This window comes from Sphingobacterium spiritivorum, assembly GCF_016724845.1.
Lineage (GTDB): Bacteria > Bacteroidota > Bacteroidia > Sphingobacteriales > Sphingobacteriaceae > Sphingobacterium > Sphingobacterium spiritivorum_A.
The window spans coordinates 2,920,030-2,942,890 of record NZ_CP068082.1 but is presented as its reverse complement, the minus strand read 5'-3'; the positions used below and the strand labels follow the sequence as shown (position 1 = coordinate 2,942,890).

Genomic DNA, 22,861 nt, shown 5'->3' with positions numbered 1-22,861 from the left:
ATGGAAAGTAACAATCTGAGCAATATTCTGGATCATGTCATTGGCAGTGTCTCTGTATTAGGGCCTGAGATTGCACTTATTCTGACTTTTGTACTCAGTATCTGTGCGTCCTTATTTACAGACCGGATATGGAGACAGTCTTCTTTTGCGATCAGCGTTGCCGGAATAGCCTGTGCAATCTATGCTCTGTGTCAACAGAGCGGACAGGAATTACCACCTGCATTTTTTGAAATGATCAGCATCGATCAGTTCTCCGTCTATGCACGCCTGCTCATTGCAGTAGCTTCTCTTGTTCTTCTGCTCTTTATCCAACAATATTTCAGCTATTATTCTTATCGGAAAAGATCTGCCGATATATATCCTGTACTGATTGCCAGTATAATCGGAATGAATGTACTGACAATGACCAACAACTGGCTTTTAGTCTTTATCAGTATAGAAATACTATCTATTGCATCCTATGTGATGGTCGGCTTTCTCTCTCAGAAGCGGAAAGAGTCTGAAGCAGCAATGAAATATGTATTGTTCGGATCAGTATGTGCCGCCGTCATGTTATATGGATTGTCGTTACTTTATGGTTTTTCAGGAAGCCTGACCTTCAATTCTACTGATCATATCAAAGGTTTGATTGATGCGCCTGAAACCATAGTTAGTATAGCTCTGCTGTTTATCTTTACAGGGATTGGCTTCAAACTCAGTTTCGTACCTTTTCATATCTGGAGTCCCGATGTGTATCAAGGCGCTCCTACCCCTGTAACCGCTTTTCTGGCAACAGTTCCTAAAATTGCAGTCGTTGTATTCCTGACACGTATTTACACCACCTGGTCGGATACTCCTTTTTATTTTTCGGACTTCTTCTATTACATCCTGATTATTGCAGCAATAGCAACCATGCTGATTGGTAATTTAGCAGCCTTAAGACAGACGGACATCAAACGTATGATGGCCTATTCTTCTATTGGCCACACGGGTATTCTGCTGATGATGGTACTGGTCTATACTTCACATCAGCCTCAGGTACTGATGTATTACCTTATCGTATATACGCTGATGAATCTGGCGTCCTTTATCTTTATCGACCAGCTGGAACGCATCAAAGGTAATACGGAAATTACTTCCTATGCCGGTCTCGGCAAAGTGTATCCCGTATTATTCGTGAGTTTCACTATCGTACTTATATCACTGATAGGGCTTCCTCCGACTGCCGGATTTATCGGGAAGCTATTGATATTCTCCAGTGTTTTTGAAGTCTATCAACAGGACAACTATGCCTTGTTGATGATCCTTTTGATAGTGGGTGCACTGACGGCTGTTATTTCCTTATTTTTCTATTTCAAAATTCCATTGCAGGGATTTTTAAGAACAGCTGAACAGGAAGTAACTAAGCCGTTGAAATGGTCTACACTACTGGTTATTGCTGTAATATGTACATTTCTGATCCTGATTTTAGGGATATTCCCGGATATGTTATTAGATCGTTTGCTGTAATCTGACCCTCCAATCTATTCTTTAATATCTTATATTTGCATCATGATAAGTGCAATTGCAAATCCGATTTTTCAACGTGCGATCGAAGATTATCACGTAAATGATGCCATAGATCATCCTATTGAGAATCCTTATGATAAAACATCTTTGGAACATTTATTATATCTCAAATGCTGGATTGATACTGTACAATGGCATATGGAAGACGTGGTCCGTAATCCTGAAATCGATCCGAAGGATGCTTTGTACTGGAAACGCCGCATCGACCAATCAAACCAATATCGTACGGACACTGTTGAATATATAGACAGCTACTATCTTCAGAAATACGCAGATATACAACCGCTGGCTGATGCAAAGGTAAATACAGAAAGTCCTGCATGGGCCATTGACCGCTTATCTATTCTGGCCTTGAAAATATACCATATGGAACAGGAAACTTTGCGTGCAGATGCAACTGCTGAGCATATTGAAGCATGTCAGCAAAAGCTCAACATTCTTTTGGAACAACGTAAAGATCTTTCCGTGAGCATTGATGAACTATTAAATGATATAGAGCAAGGCCATAAATACATGAAAGTTTATAAGCAGATGAAGATGTATAACGATCCTGCTCTTAACCCCGTGCTGTATACTGCAGGAAAATAATATGATGCATCTGCCCTCCAAAATAATTGTAACCCGCTTTTCAGCAATGGGTGATGTCGCTATGGTTGCTTCTGTACTGAAGGAATTCTGCGTGCAATATCCCGAAGTGCAATTAATTATGGTCAGCAGACCTTTTTTCCGGGCTTTTTTTGAGGAGATCCCCCAAATTACATTTCACCCTTTCGATCCGAAAGGTAAGCATAAAGGAATTTTGGGAATACGACAACTAAAAAAAGAACTGGATCAGTATCAGGCTACAGCTGTAGCAGACCTTCATTACAACCTGAGATCCCGGATACTTGGTTTTTTATTTCGGTTGTCAGGTACCCGCGTAGTTGGATTGGATAAGGGCCGGAAAGAAAAAAAACAACTTACAAGGACGGTTGATAAAGTATTAAAGCCACTAAGACAGACAACAGAGCGTTATGCAGATGTCTTTAGAAAGTTAGGCTTTACCATACACCTTTCTCATACAAGGATTACCCGAAAAGAGCAGCTTCCACAAATGGCCAGAGCTATGTTTGCTGATGAAGGAACTGCTAAAATCGGAATTGCCCCGTTTGCACAACATCCTTACAAGGTATTTCCGTTAGCTAAGATGGGTAAAGTTATTCAAACCCTCTCAGAAAAAGGCTACGAGACTTTTATATTCGGGGGCGGCAACGAGGAGAAGAAGATAGCAACCCAATGGGAAAGTCAATTTAGAAATGTACATAATACCATAGGATTATTTACTTTAAAGGAAGAATTAGCGATTATTTCTAACCTCAATCTGATGATCAGTATGGATTCGTCGGGTATGCATATGGCATCTCTGATGGGTATCAGATGCTTGTCCATATGGGGAGCAACACATCCGTTTGCAGGTTTTTTAGGTTACGGACAGGTATTGGAGGATTGTATTCAGGTCGATCACCCCAATCGTCCAGGTTCAGTATATGGTAATAAACCTTGTGACTGTGACGGCATAGAAGCAATAGATTTGGTAACACCTGAAATGGTTATTGATAAAATAGGGATATCCGGGATATGAGAATAGGTTTTGATGCTAAAAGATATTTTCATAATAACACGGGCTTAGGAAACTATAGTCGTGATCTGATACGTATTCTTTCAGAAAACTTTCCTGAAAACGATTATCTTTTATATACACCCAAGCTTTCTTCCAAATATTCCGCATTGGAGAAATTATCTGACTTCAGATTGCCTTCCGGAATATTTCACAGCATTCTGCCCAATCTATGGCGTACCAAAGGTATTATCAAAGATTTAGTCAGAGACAATATAGATATCTACCACGGACTATCCGGCGAATTGCCGATCGGGCTAAAAAATACAGGTATTAAATCGGTAGTAACTATTCATGACCTGATCTTTATCCGTTATCCGGAATTGTATCGCTTCTTAGACAGGAAAATCTACACCAAAAAATTCGAATATGCGTGTACAAATACGGACAAGATCGTAGCTATAAGCAAACAGACTAAACTTGATCTTATGGAATTTTTCAAAATTCCGGAAGAGAGAGTAGATGTTATTTATCAGGGTTGTCATCCGGAATTTAAAATAAAGAAGAGTAAGTCTGAACAAAAGCAGCTTACAGACAGACTGCAACTTCCGGCTGAGTTTATCCTTAACGTAGGAACTATTGAACCGAGAAAAAATGCGCTGTCTATTATCAAAGCGATAAAGGATGTAGATTGTCCTTTAGTCATTGTAGGCAGACAAACAGCATATCAGCAGGAAATTAACAACTACATCACAAAGCATAAGATGGAGAAAAGAGTCTTCTTCCTGGAAGGATTATCTATGAGAGACTTATCCATACTTTACACCGCAGCAAAGGCTTTTGTATATCCTTCCATATTTGAAGGTTTCGGCATCCCTATTATTGAAGCATTGTATTCAGAAACTCCGGTTATCACCAATGGTACAGGAGTATTCCCAGAAGCAGGCGGTCCATTTTCTTATTACATCAATGTAAATGATGCCGAACAGATGAGCTATGCTATTCAATCAGTACTTGGTTCTGAGAAAATGCAGGAGGAAATGAAAACAAAAGGATTGGCATACGCACAGCAATTTAATGATGAGGTCTTAGCTCAAAAATGGATCAAATCTTATAGTCAACTTTAATCTTTTGGCTTTACTACAGGAATTCGTTTCTGAAGCTTTTTCCAATGATTTGACCGGTCTCTGTAAATCAGGATTTTTCCAAATTTATACTTAAATTTCATAATACCCTTATAGTCATCTTCAACTATTCTACGGGCAGTGTCCGGAAATTCCTGTAGTATCTCTAATATAGCTTTGGTATACACAGTGGGACCGGTCATAGCGTGAACATCATGCGGAAAAGCATTTGTTTCTATATTATGTACTATAAGATCGATTGTACGTTTTAGAAAAGGGTGGCCTTTATCATAGATCAGTGCCCATTGCGCATACAAATGTCGACCATTTTCTTTGGTAATAACGGCCACATCGTCTTCCAGTAAGAACTTATCCAGATCGGCAATAAGATCACTATCCAGATCCAGATATATACCTCCATGTATATATAATACCGCATAACGGAAAAAATCAGCCTTTGCTGCCCCTATCTGAAGAAGATTATAGGCATCAGAAGTTCGCTTGTCAAAATTCTTTTCTATAAACCGGGAAATTTCAGTATCATCATAAAATTTATAACTGAATGATTTATTTTTTCGCATAAATCTCCAGATATAAAACCTGGTTAGTAAGGGAATTTTATCTGTTTTAAACGTCTGATATATTATTTTGGGAATGGCCATCCTTCTTCTATTTTAACATGTTGTATGATGAGAAGAATATATTTCTTACTCCATTCCAACTGTAACCCTCTCTAATTAAGCACAATTTACCTGCTAAGATAACATTTAATCCGACTACTCAGAATGGCTTATTATCATATTTTTGTTGTTACAAAATATCATAAATAAAAACCTCATTTTGAAAGTCTTTCTTTAAGAGAATCCTATCGTATTGTATATACAGGTAACTTTATCTAAGTTTGTACATGATATGTGCGCGTGTAAGACCTGTTTTTTCCTGGCGAGACAGAAGGTCATTGCAGAGGTAAAGTCGCAACTTATTCTAATGACAATAATTAATGGGAAAAATTGGTTTAATAACAGTACGATACGGATTAGAAATCAATGGCGGAGCTGAATTCCACTGTAGAATGTTAGCTGAAAGATTAGCTCCACAAAATGAAATAGATGTATTGACGACCACTATCCGAAATTATGTCAGCTTTGAAAATCCATTTCCCACGGGTGAAGAAGTAATAAATCAAATAAAGGTTCTGCGTTTCAGCAATACGGAATATGATCATCAACGCTTTCGGCAGGCAGAGAAAAAAGCAAAATGGAGCAGAAAAATAAGACGGCTGATTTTCAGATTTAAGCTCAGTTCAGTTATTTTTAAACTGTTTCCTGTTTGGAACTTTAAGATCACGGAAGAGTATGAGTTGATGAGACTACATAAGTTTTATTCTAAAGATCTCATCGATTACATAAAAGCCAGACATCACGAATATGATGCGCTTATATTCTTTTCGTATGAAAATCCACTTACTCAACTGGGAATAATGGTGGCTCCGCAGAAATCTATACTCATGCCTGCAGCACATTTGGAAGGAATGCTGTTCAGAAGCATCAACAGCCATTCCTTTACAAAAGCTGCTTTCATAGCCTTCAATACGGACACAGAACGCCAGATGTGCCATCAGCTGTTTCAGCATAAAATGTCTCCAAACAGTGTCGTTGCAGTAGGCACTACGCTGTCAGAACCTGAAAATGCAGAAAATATAAAAAAGAACTATCCGGTACCTGAACACTATATTTTATATTCGGGACGTGTAACATCTGAAAAGTTAAATTCTCTAATAAATGACTTTTTGCAATACAAGCAACAGAATCCCGGAGACTTGCGTCTTGTGCTGACAGGAGACATTATGATGGAAAAAACTGTCTCGGATGAAATTGTATATATGGGATTTGTTCCCGAGCCTGTAAAAACATATTTGATGATGCATGCCATGGCTATTATCAACCCTTCGACAGTAGAAAGTCTTTCCCTTTTAACATTGGAAGCCTTGTCGTTAGGGAAATTTATTATTGCAAACAAGAAATGTAATGTAATGAGAGAGCATGAGCGCAAAAGTAACGGAGCCGTACAGTGCTATAGCTCATTTGTCAGTTTCACAACAATCTTAAACATGGTTGTGAACTATCCGGAAAAGCTCATAGAAATACGCAAAAATGCAGAGAAATACGTGGAAGACAATTACAATTGGGATAAAGTGATCAGACAATACCAACAGGTTTTCGATAACATAAAAGAATCCGAACGGAATTAAGAAATAGGATTTTCATCTTTATCCAGGAAGCGGTTAAGTCCATTCGCACACCAGGTGGTCTTATTGGCAATCGCTTCATTCAGAATATGATCATTTTGAGGTAAGGAAGCCCGCGATTCTTCCTTATGATACAAATGATATCCAAGAGCTGAAAATTTAATATTAATACGTTTAATACCTGCATTGAATAACCGTTCTACAAATTCACTATCTTCTCTTCCCCACCCTACAAAATCATTGTTAAAACCATTTACTTTCAACACATCTTCATAATAAAAAGACATATTGCAGGATCTTATAGCATGATGACTATATGTGATTTTTCGTTTAATTAAGCCTGCTAACAGAGCGTTTCTGAAAGCGAAAAATCTTTTTTCAAATCGGTATTCAATATCCGGATCGCCCCATCTGGCGACAAATGGTCTTTGGGGTTGACTAAGAATTTCTTTCGTTTTCTTCTCTGTCAGCAAAAAACGCCCACCTTGCAGGAAACACCCTTTTTCTGCATGATGTAAATGATCTTTCACAAAAAAAGGATCCAGAATAATATCTCCATCTATTATAATAACATAAGGAGACTTAACAAGTGCCAGAGCTTTATTACGGATCTCGGCAGCTCTGAAACCGTTATCAGGTTGCCAGGCATGTAATAGCGGAATAGGGAGTATGGATTGATACTTATCGATAACAGCTGCAGTAGCCTCTCCTGAGCCATCATCCGCAATAATTACCTGCTGAGGTTTGATATGCAATCCACAAACCGAAACCAGTACTGCTTCCAGTGCATCCGGTCTGTTGTAGGTGGTTATAATCAGTGAAACTTCCAATACAAGATGTTTTTTCGCAAAGATATTCTTTCTAATCCATAAATGGAGCTTAATTTAGGGGCAGCTTATATATATTTATCAATACCGTTATTGCAATAGGTAAGTTTCTTTTGTTTGGTTAGCTCAAAGAGCTCTTCATTTTTTAGCAACCTCTCTCTAGTATTTATCTTATGCCAAAGATGAAATACAATTCCTCCGAATTTCAGAAATCTTTTATTTACCCCACTGTTCATAAGGCGGGCAATGAATTCTTTATCCTCAGGACCCCAACCGACAAAATCTTCGTTATAGCCATTCACCTTAATTGCATCCTTTTTCCAAAAGGCCATATTACATCCGTGTATTTCCCATTTTTCATTTCCTTTGACTTTATAGTTTGTTTCAAAGAAGCTCCAAAACGGACGGAACCGGAAAGCACTGAAGAAATTAGACACACCTTTAGAAAAAGGATTAACGTTTACAGACATCTCGCTGATCTTTTTTGTAGAGTATTCTTGGTCCATATAAACTCTACTTGCTCTGACAAATGAATTGGGTTTAGCAAACTTAATATGATCTTCAACAAAACAGGAGTGTAGTAACACATCTCCATCAATCTGTACAATATAGTCACCTGAGCAGCGAACCAGAGTTTTGTTCCATATTTTCGTCTTCTGAAAACCCTCGTCAGGCTGCCAGACATGTATAACAGGAAAAGGAAAGATCTGTTGATACCTCTTAATTACCTCCGCAGTTTCTTCTCCTGAGCCATCATCTGCGATCAAAATCTCATCCGGGAAAGTGGATTGTGTAAGAATACTTTTCAGGCATAATGACAATGCAACAGGCCAATTATATGTAGATATAATTAATGATACTTTCATATGTTCGCTAATCCTGTAGTTTTCATAAATCTTATTCCTTCTTAATTATTCAACATAATTCGATCCAAAATTTCCACCTCACGCTTACGACTATGATTATTTCTAAAATAGTTATCCCCCTCATCGGATATTTTTTCATAATATTGGTGATCTGTTAGCAGTTGTATAATACGACTTGCAAATTCGGCAGGATCCTGAGCAACAAGACATCCGTTTTGACTTTTATTAATAAGACCGTCTATCCCCCTCCTGTTTGTGACGACTGGCAATCCGTAAGAAAGTGCTTCTAAAACCTTAATCTTTATTCCGGTACCACTTAACATAGGGCAAATGCAGATTTTAGCATTTTGATAGACTTTCTCTAAGTCGTCAACCATACCTAACTTTACAATATTATCTGCATCTTTAACGACACGTCCTATTTTCCCAACAATTCCTATTTTGAATTGCCCGATTAAAGGCAGGACTGATTCCTGAAACCATTCCATACTTCGGATATTATGAAAATTATCACTAGCCACATAAAGTATGTCGTATACTCTGTCTTTTAATACAATATTACTTTTATTACTATCAAAGGAGATTGGCAACAAGCTGACTTTCTTTTTCGTAAACTGCTCATAAATAAACTGTTCTTCCACAGAATACGTCCAGATCTCATCAAATTTCTTTAATATCTTCATTTCGGATTCTAATCTGCTTCCCATTTTTGAAGATTTGCTTTTGCTCTCTTTTGCTATATGTTGTAATGTAATAAAATCATGAGTATCTATGATTGAATATGCTTTTATATCTTTATCGATCACATTTCCATACTCCGCATAACTAATAATCACCGTATCATAACGTTCTTCAGCTATGATTCGCTTCAATTGTCTTTTGAAATAAGGAGAAACCCTATCTATATCACTGTCTTTCAGCATATTATTAATTTCCTTCTGAAGCTTATCATTTAAAAAATACTGAATAATATTACCTTTCTTCATTTTAAAAGGTACTATTCTTAATTTTATATTAGGATAATGATTTTTAAATTTAATTATACTCTCCTCATTCCAGTTTATAAATGAAATAAAATCAACTTGCATTTTCTCTTTTCTCTGTTCAAAATAGCTGAGGATTTGACGACATCTCGTCAAATTACCAGCTTCTGAGGAAAAAGGATTCTCAGGCATGAAATATAAAATCTTCTTATGGAACATTTATTTACAGCGTTAATTTAACTAATTTTGCAATATTGCAAATATGAACAAAAATCAGATATTAGAAGAATTAGCAATAATTATTCTGAACTATAATTCAAGTATGGATGTCCGTCGTCAGGTCAATACTCTTCTGGATGAAGGTATAGAAAAGACGTGTTTTTATATCATTGATAATGATTCATCTGACGGTCAGAACCTTGCCGGATTTTGCAGGGATACTAACCTTTTTTTTCATGAGATGGGGAGTAACTTAGGTTATGCTCACGCCAATAACTGGGCAATAAAAAAAGCAAAAAGTGATGGCAAAAATTTCTTTTTGATCCTCAATCCGGATATATATATTGATGCCAACTGTATATCGGAATTATGTAACAACCTTGCTCAGGATCCAGATCTGGCAGTAGTGGGACCACGAATCATGTTTAAAGATAAAGAAAACATGATTTTTTCAGACGGAGGAATATTAAGACCGAAAAGGGGATTTGAAGGGGGACATGTTAACTGCTTACTGGAACTGCAGGATGTATCTATAACAGGATTAAACTATAATCTGGAGTATGTAACAGGTAGTGCCATGCTCTTCCGATGGGAAGTACTTGAAGATATGGGCTTTATGTACGAGCACCTTTTTATGTATTACGAAGAATCTGAATGGTGTTATCGTATCAAACAGTCTAAAAGATGGAAAATTGCTATCAATACGGATGTCAAAGCATATCAGACAGATAGCTCCCGTGGAGAAACCTATGAGTACTATATGACCCGAAACAGAATCTGGTTATGTAGAAAATATGGAGGTAATATTTACAAAGCGATCAAAAACAGATGGCGATTAATGAAAGCTGTTTACAGGAGAAAAGACCTAAGTTCTTCGGAAAAAAAATCGTTCATAAAAAAAGTGCTCTCAGGCATATGGGATGGTTTCAAATTAGACCTTCAACAAAGCCACTAGAAACCTTTAACATTATAATCAGTACACAGAACTTAAAAAATGGGACTACGTAGATACTTCAGACCTTATATTCATAAAAGACGGCATATTAATTATTTAAAAAAGGAATATCGATATATTGATTCGAACTACTTTTCTATTGCCGGAAATGAAATAAGCTTTCCTGTATTTGAAGAACCGCTAGTGTCCATTATTATCCCTTTATTCCATCAGGATCAATATACCCGGAAGTGTCTGGCGTCCATTGCTGCGCACCTACCCGGAGTATCATTTGAACTTATTCTTATTGACAATACAAAAACAACTGCTTTTCAGGATATACCTAATTTAAAATTAATTGATGCCACAGAAAAAACTAGTTTTATCAGTAGCCTTAATAAAGGTATTAATCATGCAAAAGGAGATTATGTATATATATTAGACAATCGTACTGTAGTCTTGGATGGCTTTTTAGATGAATTGCTACATGTATTTGACAATAATAATAATGTAGGTGCAGTAACGTCTATGCTTATTAATCCGGATGGAACCTTACAAGGAGCTGGAGGTGTATTTCTGGCAGACAGTCAATCTGAGGAAGTTAATAATCCCGCCATCTATCATCCGGTTGTGAATTATGTCCGTAAAATTGATTATGCTCCAAACTGCAGTTTACTGTTCAAAAGATTAACAGACAATGGAGAAGTTAACCTTTTGGATGAGCAACTCGAGATGCCGGGTACTGAAGGCTCCGAAATATGTTTCAATCTTAAATACCTTCAAAATAAAGATATATATTACACACCTTTTTCAAAGGTTATACATTTTGATAAATCCAGAATTAAAAAGAAATCCGGTCAAACAGACAAAAAGCCGGATACTTTAAAAACCAATTGGACTGAAACACGGAGCAATATAAAAGCAGTATCATCCCAACAGCGTGTTCTGGAATTATATAACAATAAAAATATTGTTTTCTTTCACGATCGTATACCTCAGTTCGACAATAACTCCGGAGACCTAAGGCTTACGGAGATTATTGCTGCTTTTCATAAATTAGGATATCACATTACTTTGGTCGTCAGACATAATAGAATAGATAATAGCTACTGTCAATATTTTCGCAGATCAGGTGTTTGTGTAATCTATGATTACCGTTTGTTCAACGAACTGCCGGATTTCTTGAAAAGCCTGAATTTCAGCTCACCTTTGTGTTGGTTTTCTACTTCTACCTGTTTTATGAGGTATTACAAACCTGCAAAAGAACAATGGCCTAACGCCAAAACCATATTTGACATGGTGGACATCCACCATCTCCGATATAAAAGAGCGTTAGAACATGAACCTGAGAATAAAGACTTCATTCAGAATTATGCAAAATATCTTAAGGAAGAGCAGAAAGCAGCCCAACTGGCGGATATTATTGTTCCTATTTCTGATCAGGAGGCCCAGTATATGAGAGAATTCTCCGGTAGAGATGAAATGGTAGTTATATCCAACATTCATTATACAAAAGCTACGATTGCAGATATTCCGGACTTTGAAGAAAGAGATGGAATATTCTTCATTGGCTCGCAGCATCATCCTAATATAGATGCAGTTAGATTTCTGGCGCACGAAATTATGCCTTTAATCTGGTCCACACATCCGGAAATACACTTACATATTGTAGGGAATCTTAATCTCGTGATGGAAGAAATTAAACATCCGCAGATTCATTTTTATGGTTACGTGCCTGATGTGAATGAACATTACAGAAAACACCGCCTTATGGTAGCTCCGCTTCGGTCAGGAGCAGGAGTGAAAGGAAAAATAGGTCAGGCTTTTGAATATTTTATGCCGGTGGTAACCAGTAAGATCGGCGCTGAAGGAATGAATCTGCAAGATAATGTAAATGCATTATTGGCAGAAGATGCACAGGAATTTGCGGCTAAGATCATACAACTTTATACGAACAAAGAAATATGGCACTATATTCAATCTAATTCAGAAAACAGCCTTACTCCCTTTTCAAAAGAAAACTTATATAAAAAGATTCAGGAAATTGAACAGAAATACTGATCTCTGCTAGTTTTTCTTCAGACCTAAAATCATGTTCTTCCAGGCTTCCAATATACTGTCTGGATCATATTCTTTCATTGCTTCATGTGCCTGTTGCCCTATAGATGCTCTTAACTCTGCACTTTGAATCAACTGTTCCAGCTGCTGTTTCATGTGAAGACTATTCTCTGCTAAAAAGCCAGTCTTTCCATTATCTATAAGTTCATTTACACCGGAACAGCTTCGAAAGGCCAGACTAGGGAGACCGGCAGACATTGCTTCGCCCAAAGCAAGTCCGAATCCTTCATATTTACTTGGAAAAATAAAAATATCAGCGTTCTTCATTTTCTCAACAGGTGCCTCAGTAAATCCTTTCAGAAAAATACGGTCTTCTAATTTATGCTGTTCAATTCTATCTTTTAGTTTTTGTTCATCAGCCCCCAAACCCCACAATTCCAAATTCCAGTTTGAATAACTGCAAGCTAACTCACTGAAAATATCTATTGCAACACTTTGTTGCTTACAATCATCATCTAATCTGCCGACATGAATAATACAATATGTATCTTTTGACTTTGAATGATCTACCAGTTCACTTTCTAACGTTTGAGGAACCGGATTGGAGATTATGCAACACTTTCCTCTAAATGCTTTTGGCAAAAATTCCCGATAACTATCAAACATAATCTGAATGGCAGAAAGTTCTTTGAAAGAATCTTCCAGAAGCTTCATTTCAATGGGACTTCTGTATCCGAGAATATCGCTGTAATCATAATCCGGCCTGCCGTTCACGGAGTTAACAATAGGAATTTGAATAGTATTCTGATAGGTGATTTCCAATACAGAGCTGATCGACATTGTAATGATCAGATTGGGTTGCAGTCCATCCAGATACGATTTCCATTGCCGGGAGCGGTGTAGCAGGTTGTATTTGTAAATCCCTTCATCTCCGCCGAATTTTTTCCGGAGCAGACTGTTATACAATTTTGAAGACTTCTTTTTAATCTTACTGATCAACCATAGAACCGGATTTTTACCCTTATAGTTATACAATGTTTTTAAATTCTGTTGGGGTACTGTAGCATCATAAATATTGGTGACTATTATATTTTTTTCTAATGCAAACATTGGCTTACCATCACTATGTTGATTAGTAGCGATAATCACCTCATGTCCGGAATTAGCGAACCCGTTTGCTAAAAAGGAGCAAATTTTTTCTGTTCCGCCAGACCCGTTCAGGAAATATAGATGTTGTACAAATAAGATCTTCATATGCTCAATACTTTTCACGAATACGCTGTCTCCAATTTCTTCTCAATCCGGAAACAGGCATTAGCTTTACCAGAAACAAAAGCAGTTTCTTTTTATTTGCCCGTCTTTTTAGATAGCGCTGATAATATCTGTCAAACTGAACATGATCTTTTGCGTTTAGAAAATATTGAAAGACTTCGCTGAATTCACTTTTATGTACTTCTGAAAGATAGGGGTTGACATGATCTGCCATGAATTTACGGATCAATTCAAATAAAAAATATTTTTGTTGAGTATCTAAAGGCAATCCTAAATACCTTAATCCAAAAGGTTCGTGCTCTACAAATAGCGCTAAATGCTGACTATGAGAAGTAAAGAACTTATTGGTATTATAGAAGTTTTCCAATATCAAAAACCAGGTTGGTATCTGCCGCAGAACAGCCCAACAATTATCATGAATTCGATGATGATTTTGATTTTCATGCGACCTGTAATTATATATGGCATCAGGATTAGCCGCAATTCGTGTAGTCAATGCCAGGAGTTGGTGTGAGAATAATCCATCTTCACAGGGTTGCAGACCTTCAGGAAACCGGATTTCAGGGTGATCAAGAAGGAATTCCATTCTCAACATCTGTCCGCAGGTCGGCAAAGCCATAATATCCGGAAGCTGGTTTGTATAAAATTCACCCAAAACAACTATATCTGCACGTTCCATCTTACCCGTATTATAAGATGATTTTATAAATTCAGGATCAATGGTATCATCAGAATCCATAAAAAACACATACTCGCCTTTTGCCTGAAGCAAACCATTATTACGGGCGATAGATACTCCGGAGTTTTTTTGATCTATAAATTGAATACGTTTGTCTTTACTTAGATATTCCTGGCAAATCAATGCTGATTCATCGGTACTGCCGTCATTTACAAGTATCAGCTCAAACTCCTGCAGACTTTGTGTTAAGATACTCTGTATGGTTTCTTCCAAAAATGGAGCTACATTGTAAACAGGTACAATAATCGAAACGGCAATATGATTGGTGGAGCCTGTCATTTATAAAATATATGTTCTGAGATTACACCAAAAATACAAACTTAAAACTTTAAACAGGATCTATTTTAAAGCACTTTCCAGTTTCTGCTTATTAAGCTTGAACTCCCGATACTTAAATTCACCAGACTTAAATCCTATTACAGCACCGAAATCAATGGTCTCATTATTGCTTTTCATCGGAAATATGGCTGAACGGTATACATTCCTTTCTACCATGGGTTTAGCTAAAACAACAAAATTAATTCCGTCTTTAGAATAAGCCAGATACAAGGCATCAGCAGTATATTTCTTAACATTACCCACTGCCAGACATAAAAAGTAATAGCCATCTACATAAGCAGCCTGAATATGCCATGGAGCATAATTTTCATCTACCTTTTTCCAGGGCATATTCACAAAATTCACGATCTTACTCTGCTTAAACAGACTAAAATTAAGGCCGTCAGCAGAAATCCTTTGAATAATATAAGACAGTTCTTTCCCCTTAAAGTTTTTATCTCCTGTATTCAACTCTACCTCATAACTAACAAACCGGCTTCCGTTATGAATCATCGTTGGCGAGAGCACATGATTATTCTTAGGTGAAAAAGGAGCATTACTTGTATAGGCAATTTCCAGAGGAGTCCAGCGAATACCATCTACAGAAGTCTGTTGCACAATTGTTCTGTGTGCATTCGTTTTTAATTTATCTGTGTTATTTTTACTTTTTACACATTTATTTTTAAAAGTCTGCGCTGTAATAAAGCTTCCTCTGTAATACAGATAGAATTTATTATTGACATATACCCAGTCTACATCAGACCAGAATCCCTGTCTTGGATCTTGTTTATTTTCCAGGAAACTTTCTCTTGCTGAAGGTGTACGCATCAGAGGACTCATAATTCCCAGCGGACTGACCCAATTTAATCCGTCATTGGAAACTACGACTGTTGGATTCTCATATCGCTTGGATTCCTGAGTCGTTCCGACATACCCGAAATATGGCGTAAATACCATCCAATACTTATATCCGTTAAATCCATTCGGAAAGTATTGCACGTCCGGATGACAGTAACTGTTGTTTGTTCCTGATATATCTTTGAAAAATGCAGACTCAAAACTTCCTGCATAATTTCCATTTGCTGTAACCTGTATATTGATTTTTCCGATATCCAGCAGAAAGTCAGGGGTATCTACTTTTGGGACAATAGCCTTTAGAGGAGGCACATCCTCCGCATAAAATGAGTCTTCAGATTTGGCACATGCGAAAAGCAGTGCACAACACAACAGGGCCAAGAAATTATTTCTCCACATGTTTTGACAATGGCTAATAAAATTTTATTATTTCAAATGATCATTTCTATATCTTTAACATAGAAATCAGGCATTCTATTTTTTTGTCGAAAATAGAATAAATCCCTGATATCTGATATTCTTTTTTATAATTTGACAAAACTGTAAAATGCAACTTAAAAACCTCTTTATCATACGTCATGCAAAGGCAGAAGAGCATTCTTTTGCCAAACAAGATTTCGATCGTAATCTTATCGAAAAGGGCGAAGAACGTGCACATCGTATTGCACAAGAATTGAGATATCTTGTAAAGATAGATGAGCATACATTGTTCATATCTTCTACGGCTAATCGTGCCTGGCAGACAGCCCAGATTTTTGCGGATGTATTGGGATATCGCAGAGATCTGATCCAATTGGAAGACTCCATCTATGAATCTCATCACTTTAATATCTTAGAGGTCATTAATAAGGTACCGGCAACAATACATACCGTTTTACTATTTGGTCACAATCCGGGATTATCAAATGCTGTGGATTACATAACGGATAATCCAGTCATGTTAAAAACTTCAAATGTTGCACAGATCACATTGCCGGAAGGCTTTGATTTTAACAATCTAAGTGTGAATACAGGTACACTTACCCGGATTCTGGATTAATTCTTTTTTGTACCTTTAGCTTGCTATGTCAAATCAACTGCAATTTGAGCACTCTCCTTATTTAAAACAACACGCCCATAATCCGGTACACTGGATGCCGTGGGGAGAAGAAGCCCTCACAAAAGCGAAAACAGAAAATAAACTTATTATTATCAGTATAGGTTATTCAGCCTGCCACTGGTGTCATGTCATGGAACGTGAAAGTTTCGAAAACGATGCTATTGCACAGACCATGAATAAGTTTTACGTGCCTGTTAAAATAGATCGGGAAGAACGTCCTGATATTGACCAGATTTATATGACTGCGGTACAGCTGATGACCAATGCCGGTGGATGGCCGCTAAATTGTATCTGCCTTCCGGATGGGAGACCCATCTATGGCGGAACCTATTTTAAGCCTCATGACTGGCAGAATATTCTGCTTCAGATTGCGCAGATGTGGGAAGAACAACCGCAGGTTGCTATAGAATATGCGACTAAATTAACCAACGGAATCCAGCAAAGTGAGCGGTTGCCTATAAATCCGATTCCGGATCAGTACGACAGCAGCGACTTATCCGCTATCATTACGCCCTGGGTAGCATTGTTTGATACAAAAGACGGAGGGTACAACCGTGCTCCAAAATTTCCGTTACCCAATAACTGGATCTTTCTTTTACGCTACGGGGTACTAGCAGGGGATGAAAAGATCATCGATCATGTGCATTTCACCTTACAGAAAATGGCTTCAGGAGGTATTTATGATCAGATTGGCGGAGGCTTTGCACGCTATTCTGTTGATCCATACTGGCATATACCTCATTTCGAAAAAATGCTGTATGACAATGGACAACTGCTATCGTTGTTTTCAGAGGCCTATCAACAGCGACCGTCGCCCTTTTATAAACGTATAGTACAGGAAACTATACAATGGGCTAACCGGGAGATGCTGGCCCCTAATAATGGTTTTTACTGCGCATTGGATGCAGATAGTGAGGGAGTAGAAGGAAAATATTATTCCTTTTCTAAAAGTGAAATAGAGGATATATTGGGTGAAGATGCTCCATTGTTCATCTCCTACTTTAATATAACAGAGGAAGGAAACTGGGCTGAGGAATCAACCAATATTCCCATTCTTGATCCCGATGCTGATCAGATGGCTTTGGACGCCGGATATTCAGCCGAAGAATGGGAGACCTGTTTAGCTGAAGCCAAAGAAAAGCTATACAGTTACAGAGAGACCAGAATAAGACCCGGACTCGACCACAAGCAACTTGCCACGTGGAACGCTTTAATGTTAAAAGGATTAACAGATGCTTACCGTATCTTTGATAATTCCTCCTATCTGGATACTGCAATAAAAAATGCTCATTTTATTATTGATGAATTAATAAAAAGTGATGGCCGTATACTCCATCAGCCAAAGGACGCCAATCGGGAAATATTCGGCTTTCTGGATGATTATGCCTTTACGACAGAAGCTTTCATTGCACTTTATGAAGCTACATTTGATGAAAAATGGCTCGATCTGGCCAGGCAATTAGCTGACAAAGCATTAGAGTTGTTCTATGACAGCAATCAAAAAACCTTTTATTATACAGCAGACTCTTCCGGAGAACTCATCGCCCGGAAAAGTGAGATTATGGATAATGTGATACCGGCATCAACATCGACCATCGTCCTTCAGCTCAAAAAATTAGGTTTGTTATTTGATAAAGAAGACTATACTGCTGTAGCTGATCAGCTTTTCGCAAATGTATTTCCACAGCTCAAAACATATGGATCAGCTTATTCCAACTGGAGCATTTACCTTCTTGAAGAAATATATGGTAATAACGAAATTGCGCTTGTTGGGGAAAATGCAACTGTCTGGAGAAAGGAATTAGATCAGCACTATATTCCAAATAAAATTACATTAGGCGGAACAAAAAGTAAACTTCCTTTGTTATTAAATAGACAAGGTATTGGATCAAAAGCATACCTTTGTAAAAATAAAACCTGCAGTCTTCCACAGGATTCGATTGCATCAATACTGAATTTACTCAATGATAACGGGAATGATTAGTTTCCCATAATTTAATTCTAATGGCAATAGCAACAAACAACGTTGTAACATTAACTTACACACTTCACACAGTTAAAAACGGTGAAAAAACTTTCGTAGAACAAACCAGCAATGAAAATCCTTTGGATTTCTTATATGGTGTTGGCATGATGCTTCCAAAATTTGAAGAAAATATTGCAGGTCTGAATGTTGGTGATAAAATTGATTTTGAACTTGCTCCGGAAGACGCTTATGGCGAAAAAGACGAGCGTGCAGTCGCACAATTACCAGCTGACATGTTCAAAGAAACAGGTTTGCCTCCGGTAGGTGAAGTTCTTCCTTTGCAGGACAACCAGGGTAACCAATTCCGTGCTGTAGTAGTAGAAGTTACTCCGGAAGCTGTAGTAGCAGATTTGAATCACCCGATGGCAGGTCAAACTTTGCATTTTGAAATTGAAATCCTTTCTGTTCGTCCTGCAACAGAAGAAGAATTGTCTCACGGTCATTCACATGGTCCGGATGGCACACACAGCCACTAATTCTTCGGAATAAAACATAACGGGTCTGAATTACTTCAGACCCGTTTTTTCTTTACAGAAATTATGACAGCACATCTAATACTTTATCGCTCTCAACATCTCTCTTTTCCCGGGAGCACCCGGAGCTTTTTCAATCTTAAACCCTAAAGCTTTCATACTTCGCTTCAGATTACCGGTAATGGCATAGGTTACAAATACACCTCCCGGTTTTATATACTTGGCTATATATCCCAAAGCCTCATCAGACCACATTTCAGGTTGATGAACAGCCGCAAAAGCATCAAAATAGACAATATCAAATTGTTTTTCAGAAGTAAAATCCATTAATAGAGTATGGGCAATATGCAGATTCATCTTCTCCGTTACGGGTAGACTACTGCCAAAACACTGCACATAGTTATCTGTAAAAGAGTCCCAGATCAAGGGATTAACGTAAGCATCGTATCCCGTATCCTTAATGACTTCAAGAGGCAGTGGATATCCTTCTATTCCTGCATAGTCTACATTAATACCTGAGGCAAAAACATACTCAGCTGTCTGCAGAAAATTCAATCCTGTACCAAATCCGATCTCCAGAACAGACACTTTTTGCAATCCGGTATGTTTCACATAGAAATCCAGCCCCATTTTTATAAATACATGCTTACTTTCCTGCAGAGCTCCATGCTTAGAGTGATAACACTCCCCTATTTCTGCATTAAATAATGTTTTCGAACCATCTCCTGTTATAACAAAATCCATTTCCCTAAAATTTTAACAAAACTAAAACAAAAAAAACCTATTTTTATTCCAAACACTAATGGAAAACGCAAATAAATCATTTATAGAAAATTATGGCAGCATTCTTTTGCTGCTGTTAGGCATTATAATCGGTTGCCTCATTGGCATCTTTGCTAAAGACATTGTCCCCTATATCAAACCCTTAGGAGACATTTTTCTGAATTTGCTGTTCGTGTCCATTATACCTTTGATTTTTTTTGCTATCTCTTCCTCTGTCGCCAATATCGAAGGCAACCAGAGACTGGGACGTATTATGGGAGTCATGGCTGCAGTATTTCTGATAACCATCATTCTTGCAGCGATCAGTATGATTATTGTGCTGAAACTCTTTCCTATCGAACAAGTTGTAAGTTCGGATCCCACAGCCACATCTCCATTGATGGACAATAAAGAATCCTGGGGAGATCGTATTGTACGCTTCCTCACAGTAGGAGAATTTTCGAATCTGTTGTCCCGCCAGAGTATGCTTGCTTTCGTGATTTTCTCATTTATGGTGGGAATAGCGGCAAGAAAAGCAGACGAAAAAGCCAAATCCTTTATCGCATTCCTCAATGCAGGTAATGAAGTAATGAAGAATTTATTGATTATGATTATGAAATTAGCGCCTGTCGGCCTGGGGGCTTATTTTGCATTTCAGGTTTATGATCTGGGGCCCAAATTATTCGATATCTATGCCAAACCTATGGGTATATACTATGGATACGGTATTATCTATTTCTTCCTGTTTTTCACTATTTACACTTTTATTGCCAATGGCAGAAAAGGAGTAAGCTCTTACTGGAAAAACAATATACTGCCGACTTTTACAGCCTTATCTACCTGTAGTAGCCTGGCGACGATGCCTGTCAACCTGAGTGCTTCCCCAAAAATGGGAATTCCGCCTTCCGTCGCAAACGTTGTGATTCCATTAGGGACTACATTACATAAACATGGCTCCGCCCTATCCTCCATTCTGAAGATATATGTAGCCTTCGTGCTGATGGGATGGAATTTTTTCGATCCTGCGACCTTGATTACAGCAGTAGGGATCACCGTATTAGTAAGTATTGTAGCAGGTGGCATACCTAACGGCGGATATATCGGAGAAATGCTGATGATATCGGTCTACGGATTACCTACGGAAGCTATTCCGGCGGTAATGATTATCGGAACATTAGTAGACCCGCTGGCAACAGTTCTGAATGCTACAGGAGATACTATGGCAGCAATGCTTGTTGCCCGCTTTTCAGGAGAAAAATTTACAAATCAGGAGCTGCAATAGATAAATGTAGAACTGGTTTGCAGATCTTCATGTCGAAATACCGACTAGAACCGGAGTCCTAACCGTATCGTCCCATACTGATGGTTAGAATACATTTTCTTTCCTTCTTTTGTATTAAATACAAACCCCGCATCTACATAGATCTTTCTGTTAGACCATGCACCTCCGACATAGTGTTTCATAATATACGGTTCAATCTCATAAAATTTTTGCTTATCCCGGGCAAAGGGACCTCCCTGAATAGTTGCATTATATAGTTGATAGGTATAAGATGGTGTATAGAAAAAGTAATACTCATTTTCTGTATTTAAGAATCCGCCAGTTTTTGTAAAATGCGAAGTATAATAATCCGCCAGCTTTCCAAAGCGTAAGGTGACCTGAGCTGAGGCATGTGAAAATGCCATCCCGGCACGTAATGTACCGCCTCCTGACAGCTCAAGCTTATTTGAAGTACTTCTCCATATCTTTTTGGACAGCTTACTCTCCACATCCGCCCCTACAGAAGTATTCAATTCAGATGCCCAGCTTTCCACCTCATACATGGACAACAATCGGTGGACATACTTCTGAACCTCCTTGCCCTTGGCACCTTTGCCTATAACATTTACTTCTGCTTTCGCCGTCCAGACCCATTCATCTCCGTAAATGCGCTGAAACTCACCGTTCAGAAATAAATAGGCTGTAGAAGGTCTGTCCCAGTATAAAGAGTTTGCGGCCTGCACCTCAATGCCGTTGTATAATTGATGCCCCAGCTGAAAGGAAAGGATATCCGTCCGTCGGTTACCTTTCTGTTGTAACGGAACGGAGTAAGTAACAATCAATCCATTGGTATAATACCTGTCCTGTCCATTCATCAGATACACATCATTATCACTCTGAAATTCCAGCAAATGTGGAAGACGTTCCTGCGAAAATACAGATGACAGAAACATGGTGAACACAGCAAACCCGATAGAAAAGCGACAAATAAATCTATTAATCTTAAAAAGCATTGTAATATTTCGGATATAGGTCCGCTAATAAGGCAAGTTAAATATTTTATCTAAATTAGAATATCACCTAAGTGTTAAAAAAGAGCATATTATTCAATTTGTTTAAAATAATTCTAAATAAGGTCCAGAATTTGGTTTTTTACTTACTTCCATTCGTATTTCGTAATTTTGCAGTTGATTTAGTGCATTTTAAAAATGAAAAAGAGTTCGATCATATTAATTATCATCATTGCAATCGCAATAGCCATGATCTTAGTGATTTACACAGATTCCAGTACATATTCTACGTTTACACAAGCGAAAGAGAAAAAGACAGAACTGTATGTTGTCGGTGTGTTGAATAAGGAGAAACAACTCCACTACGAGCCGACTAAAGATGCAAATCACTTTTCGTTCTACATGTATGACAATGACAGCACCGAATGTCAGGTTGTATTTAACGGAGCAAAACCACAGGATATCGAACGTTCAGAACAAATTGTATTAACCGGAAAAATGGAAGGGAATATCTTTCATGCGAGTAAAATACTCATGAAATGTCCGTCTAAATACAATCAGGATCAGATAGAAGTAACCGAATCTGCGGCTACTCCGAAAACAGCATCTATACAATAATTAGCAGTATCATTTATCTTACAC

The 22,861-nt window shown here is 37.8% G+C and carries 21 protein-coding genes; 12 read left to right on the top strand and 9 right to left on the bottom strand.

The genetic code is table 11. From position 1 onward, the window contains the following. Genes I6J03_RS12275 through I6J03_RS12260 form a run of 4 tightly spaced genes read left to right on the top strand, consistent with a single transcriptional unit; the run spans window position 1 to window position 4,272 of the window. Entirely contained in the window at window positions 1-1,488 is a 1,488-nt protein-coding gene (locus tag I6J03_RS12275; protein WP_003011141.1) for an NADH-quinone oxidoreductase subunit N, read from the top strand. A 42-nt stretch (window positions 1,489-1,530) separates the two neighbouring features. Further along, entirely contained in the window at window positions 1,531-2,136 is a 606-nt protein-coding gene (locus tag I6J03_RS12270; protein ID WP_003011143.1) for a DUF4254 domain-containing protein, read from the top strand. Window position 2,137: 1 nt separating this feature from the next. Beyond that, window positions 2,138-3,169 carry a glycosyltransferase family 9 protein gene (locus I6J03_RS12265; protein WP_003011146.1) on the top strand — a complete coding sequence of 344 codons (1,032 nt, stop codon included), beginning with the start codon at window positions 2,138-2,140 and terminating at the stop codon, window positions 3,167-3,169. Next, window positions 3,166-4,272, top strand: a complete 1,107-nt coding sequence (locus I6J03_RS12260) for a glycosyltransferase family 4 protein (protein WP_003011147.1) — start codon at window positions 3,166-3,168, stop codon at window positions 4,270-4,272. The genes I6J03_RS12265 and I6J03_RS12260 overlap by 4 nt, the downstream gene beginning before the upstream one ends. Here I6J03_RS12260 and I6J03_RS12255 read toward each other — a convergent pair. Further along, window positions 4,269-4,850, bottom strand: coding sequence for a glycosyltransferase family 32 protein (locus tag I6J03_RS12255; RefSeq protein WP_198137135.1), 582 nt, complete (start codon window positions 4,848-4,850; stop codon window positions 4,269-4,271). The genes I6J03_RS12260 and I6J03_RS12255 overlap by 4 nt on opposite strands. Window positions 4,851-5,269: 419 nt before the next feature. Between I6J03_RS12255 and I6J03_RS12250 the strand changes: the two genes are divergently transcribed. Continuing rightward, window positions 5,270-6,520: a glycosyltransferase family 4 protein gene (locus I6J03_RS12250; RefSeq protein ID WP_003011151.1), complete on the top strand. Its 1,251-nt coding sequence runs from the start codon at window positions 5,270-5,272 to the stop codon at window positions 6,518-6,520. Here I6J03_RS12250 and I6J03_RS12245 read toward each other — a convergent pair. From I6J03_RS12245 to I6J03_RS12235, 3 genes are all read right to left on the bottom strand, one after another. Next, window positions 6,517-7,347: a glycosyltransferase family 2 protein gene (locus tag I6J03_RS12245; RefSeq protein WP_003011153.1), complete on the bottom strand. Its 831-nt coding sequence runs from the start codon at window positions 7,345-7,347 to the stop codon at window positions 6,517-6,519. The genes I6J03_RS12250 and I6J03_RS12245 overlap by 4 nt on opposite strands. A 65-nt stretch (window positions 7,348-7,412) precedes the next feature. After that, a complete protein-coding gene (locus I6J03_RS12240) occupies window positions 7,413-8,210 on the bottom strand; it encodes a glycosyltransferase family 2 protein (RefSeq protein WP_003011156.1) in 798 nt (265 codons plus the stop codon). A 41-nt stretch (window positions 8,211-8,251) separates the two neighbouring features. Continuing rightward, entirely contained in the window at window positions 8,252-9,385 is a 1,134-nt protein-coding gene (locus I6J03_RS12235; protein ID WP_157600586.1) for a glycosyltransferase, read from the bottom strand. 70 nt (window positions 9,386-9,455) lie between these two features. Between I6J03_RS12235 and I6J03_RS12230 the strand changes: the two genes are divergently transcribed. Together I6J03_RS12230 and I6J03_RS12225 are read left to right on the top strand one after the other, a co-directional pair. Next, a complete protein-coding gene (locus I6J03_RS12230; protein ID WP_201693706.1) occupies window positions 9,456-10,367 on the top strand; it encodes a glycosyltransferase in 912 nt (303 codons plus the stop codon). Window positions 10,368-10,406: 39 nt separating this feature from the next. Next, on the top strand, window positions 10,407-12,407 hold the full coding sequence (locus I6J03_RS12225) for a glycosyltransferase (RefSeq protein ID WP_003011166.1): 2,001 nt from the start codon (window positions 10,407-10,409) through the stop codon (window positions 12,405-12,407). Window positions 12,408-12,413: 6 nt separating this feature from the next. Here I6J03_RS12225 and I6J03_RS12220 read toward each other — a convergent pair whose 3' ends face one another. Genes I6J03_RS12220 through I6J03_RS12210 form a run of 3 tightly spaced genes read right to left on the bottom strand, consistent with a single transcriptional unit; the run spans window position 12,414 to window position 15,987 of the window. Further along, a complete protein-coding gene (locus tag I6J03_RS12220; RefSeq protein ID WP_201693705.1) occupies window positions 12,414-13,658 on the bottom strand; it encodes a glycosyltransferase in 1,245 nt (414 codons plus the stop codon). A 4-nt stretch (window positions 13,659-13,662) separates the two neighbouring features. After that, window positions 13,663-14,694, bottom strand: a complete 1,032-nt coding sequence (locus I6J03_RS12215) for a glycosyltransferase family 2 protein (protein ID WP_003011174.1) — start codon at window positions 14,692-14,694, stop codon at window positions 13,663-13,665. A gap of 60 nt (window positions 14,695-14,754) precedes the next feature. After that, complete coding sequence (locus tag I6J03_RS12210; protein WP_003011177.1) at window positions 14,755-15,987, bottom strand: hypothetical protein; 1,233 nt, start codon at window positions 15,985-15,987, stop codon at window positions 14,755-14,757. A 148-nt stretch (window positions 15,988-16,135) separates the two neighbouring features. Between I6J03_RS12210 and I6J03_RS12205 the strand changes: the two genes are divergently transcribed. Genes I6J03_RS12205 through I6J03_RS12195 form a run of 3 tightly spaced genes read left to right on the top strand, consistent with a single transcriptional unit; the run spans window position 16,136 to window position 19,189 of the window. Next, window positions 16,136-16,627 (top strand): SixA phosphatase family protein, encoded by a 492-nt coding sequence (locus tag I6J03_RS12205; RefSeq protein ID WP_003011182.1) that lies wholly within the window; start codon window positions 16,136-16,138, stop codon window positions 16,625-16,627. Between the two features lie 25 nt (window positions 16,628-16,652). Beyond that, window positions 16,653-18,671 carry a thioredoxin domain-containing protein gene (locus I6J03_RS12200; protein WP_003011185.1) on the top strand — a complete coding sequence of 673 codons (2,019 nt, stop codon included), beginning with the start codon at window positions 16,653-16,655 and terminating at the stop codon, window positions 18,669-18,671. A gap of 20 nt (window positions 18,672-18,691) precedes the next feature. Continuing rightward, on the top strand, window positions 18,692-19,189 hold the full coding sequence (locus I6J03_RS12195; protein WP_003011188.1) for an FKBP-type peptidyl-prolyl cis-trans isomerase: 498 nt from the start codon (window positions 18,692-18,694) through the stop codon (window positions 19,187-19,189). Window positions 19,190-19,264: 75 nt separating this feature from the next. Here I6J03_RS12195 and mnmD read toward each other — a convergent pair whose 3' ends face one another. Continuing rightward, complete coding sequence (gene mnmD, locus I6J03_RS12190) at window positions 19,265-19,930, bottom strand: tRNA (5-methylaminomethyl-2-thiouridine)(34)-methyltransferase MnmD (protein WP_003011191.1); 666 nt, start codon at window positions 19,928-19,930, stop codon at window positions 19,265-19,267. Between the two features lie 58 nt (window positions 19,931-19,988). Here mnmD and I6J03_RS12185 point away from each other — a divergent pair, with 58 nt between their 5' ends. After that, a complete protein-coding gene (locus tag I6J03_RS12185; protein ID WP_003011193.1) occupies window positions 19,989-21,230 on the top strand; it encodes a dicarboxylate/amino acid:cation symporter in 1,242 nt (413 codons plus the stop codon). Between the two features lie 44 nt (window positions 21,231-21,274). Here the strand turns inward: I6J03_RS12185 and I6J03_RS12180 are convergent, their stop codons facing one another. After that, window positions 21,275-22,162 (bottom strand): lipid A-modifier LpxR family protein, encoded by an 888-nt coding sequence (locus I6J03_RS12180; protein WP_232279826.1) that lies wholly within the window; start codon window positions 22,160-22,162, stop codon window positions 21,275-21,277. A 255-nt stretch (window positions 22,163-22,417) separates the two neighbouring features. Between I6J03_RS12180 and I6J03_RS12175 the strand changes: the two genes are divergently transcribed. Next, window positions 22,418-22,837, top strand: a complete 420-nt coding sequence (locus tag I6J03_RS12175) for a cytochrome c maturation protein CcmE domain-containing protein (protein ID WP_003011198.1) — start codon at window positions 22,418-22,420, stop codon at window positions 22,835-22,837. The last annotated feature ends 24 nt before the right edge of the window (window positions 22,838-22,861 follow it).

What these genes read in the sequence shown, in the direction of transcription:
- mnmD (WP_003011191.1), bottom strand. Translation starts at nt 19,930, where the DNA reads ATGGATTTTGTTATAACAGGAGATGGTTCGAAAACATTATTTAATGCA.
- I6J03_RS12205 (WP_003011182.1), top strand. Translation starts at nt 16,136, where the DNA reads ATGCAACTTAAAAACCTCTTTATCATACGTCATGCAAAGGCAGAAGAG.
- I6J03_RS12220 (WP_201693705.1), bottom strand. Translation starts at nt 13,658, where the DNA reads ATGAAGATCTTATTTGTACAACATCTATATTTCCTGAACGGGTCTGGC.
- I6J03_RS12210 (WP_003011177.1), bottom strand. Translation starts at nt 15,987, where the DNA reads ATGTGGAGAAATAATTTCTTGGCCCTGTTGTGTTGTGCACTGCTTTTC.
- I6J03_RS12185 (WP_003011193.1), top strand. Translation starts at nt 19,989, where the DNA reads ATGGAAAACGCAAATAAATCATTTATAGAAAATTATGGCAGCATTCTT.
- I6J03_RS12250 (WP_003011151.1), top strand. Translation starts at nt 5,270, where the DNA reads ATGGGAAAAATTGGTTTAATAACAGTACGATACGGATTAGAAATCAAT.
- I6J03_RS12265 (WP_003011146.1), top strand. Translation starts at nt 2,138, where the DNA reads ATGATGCATCTGCCCTCCAAAATAATTGTAACCCGCTTTTCAGCAATG.
- I6J03_RS12275 (WP_003011141.1), top strand. Translation starts at nt 1, where the DNA reads ATGGAAAGTAACAATCTGAGCAATATTCTGGATCATGTCATTGGCAGT.
- I6J03_RS12270 (WP_003011143.1), top strand. Translation starts at nt 1,531, where the DNA reads ATGATAAGTGCAATTGCAAATCCGATTTTTCAACGTGCGATCGAAGAT.
- I6J03_RS12215 (WP_003011174.1), bottom strand. Translation starts at nt 14,694, where the DNA reads ATGACAGGCTCCACCAATCATATTGCCGTTTCGATTATTGTACCTGTT.
- I6J03_RS12255 (WP_198137135.1), bottom strand. Translation starts at nt 4,850, where the DNA reads ATGCGAAAAAATAAATCATTCAGTTATAAATTTTATGATGATACTGAA.
- I6J03_RS12230 (WP_201693706.1), top strand. Translation starts at nt 9,456, where the DNA reads ATGAACAAAAATCAGATATTAGAAGAATTAGCAATAATTATTCTGAAC.
- I6J03_RS12195 (WP_003011188.1), top strand. Translation starts at nt 18,692, where the DNA reads ATGGCAATAGCAACAAACAACGTTGTAACATTAACTTACACACTTCAC.
- I6J03_RS12175 (WP_003011198.1), top strand. Translation starts at nt 22,418, where the DNA reads ATGAAAAAGAGTTCGATCATATTAATTATCATCATTGCAATCGCAATA.
- I6J03_RS12200 (WP_003011185.1), top strand. Translation starts at nt 16,653, where the DNA reads ATGTCAAATCAACTGCAATTTGAGCACTCTCCTTATTTAAAACAACAC.
- I6J03_RS12235 (WP_157600586.1), bottom strand. Translation starts at nt 9,385, where the DNA reads ATGCCTGAGAATCCTTTTTCCTCAGAAGCTGGTAATTTGACGAGATGT.
- I6J03_RS12260 (WP_003011147.1), top strand. Translation starts at nt 3,166, where the DNA reads ATGAGAATAGGTTTTGATGCTAAAAGATATTTTCATAATAACACGGGC.
- I6J03_RS12240 (WP_003011156.1), bottom strand. Translation starts at nt 8,210, where the DNA reads ATGAAAGTATCATTAATTATATCTACATATAATTGGCCTGTTGCATTG.
- I6J03_RS12180 (WP_232279826.1), bottom strand. Translation starts at nt 22,162, where the DNA reads ATGTTTCTGTCATCTGTATTTTCGCAGGAACGTCTTCCACATTTGCTG.
- I6J03_RS12225 (WP_003011166.1), top strand. Translation starts at nt 10,407, where the DNA reads ATGGGACTACGTAGATACTTCAGACCTTATATTCATAAAAGACGGCAT.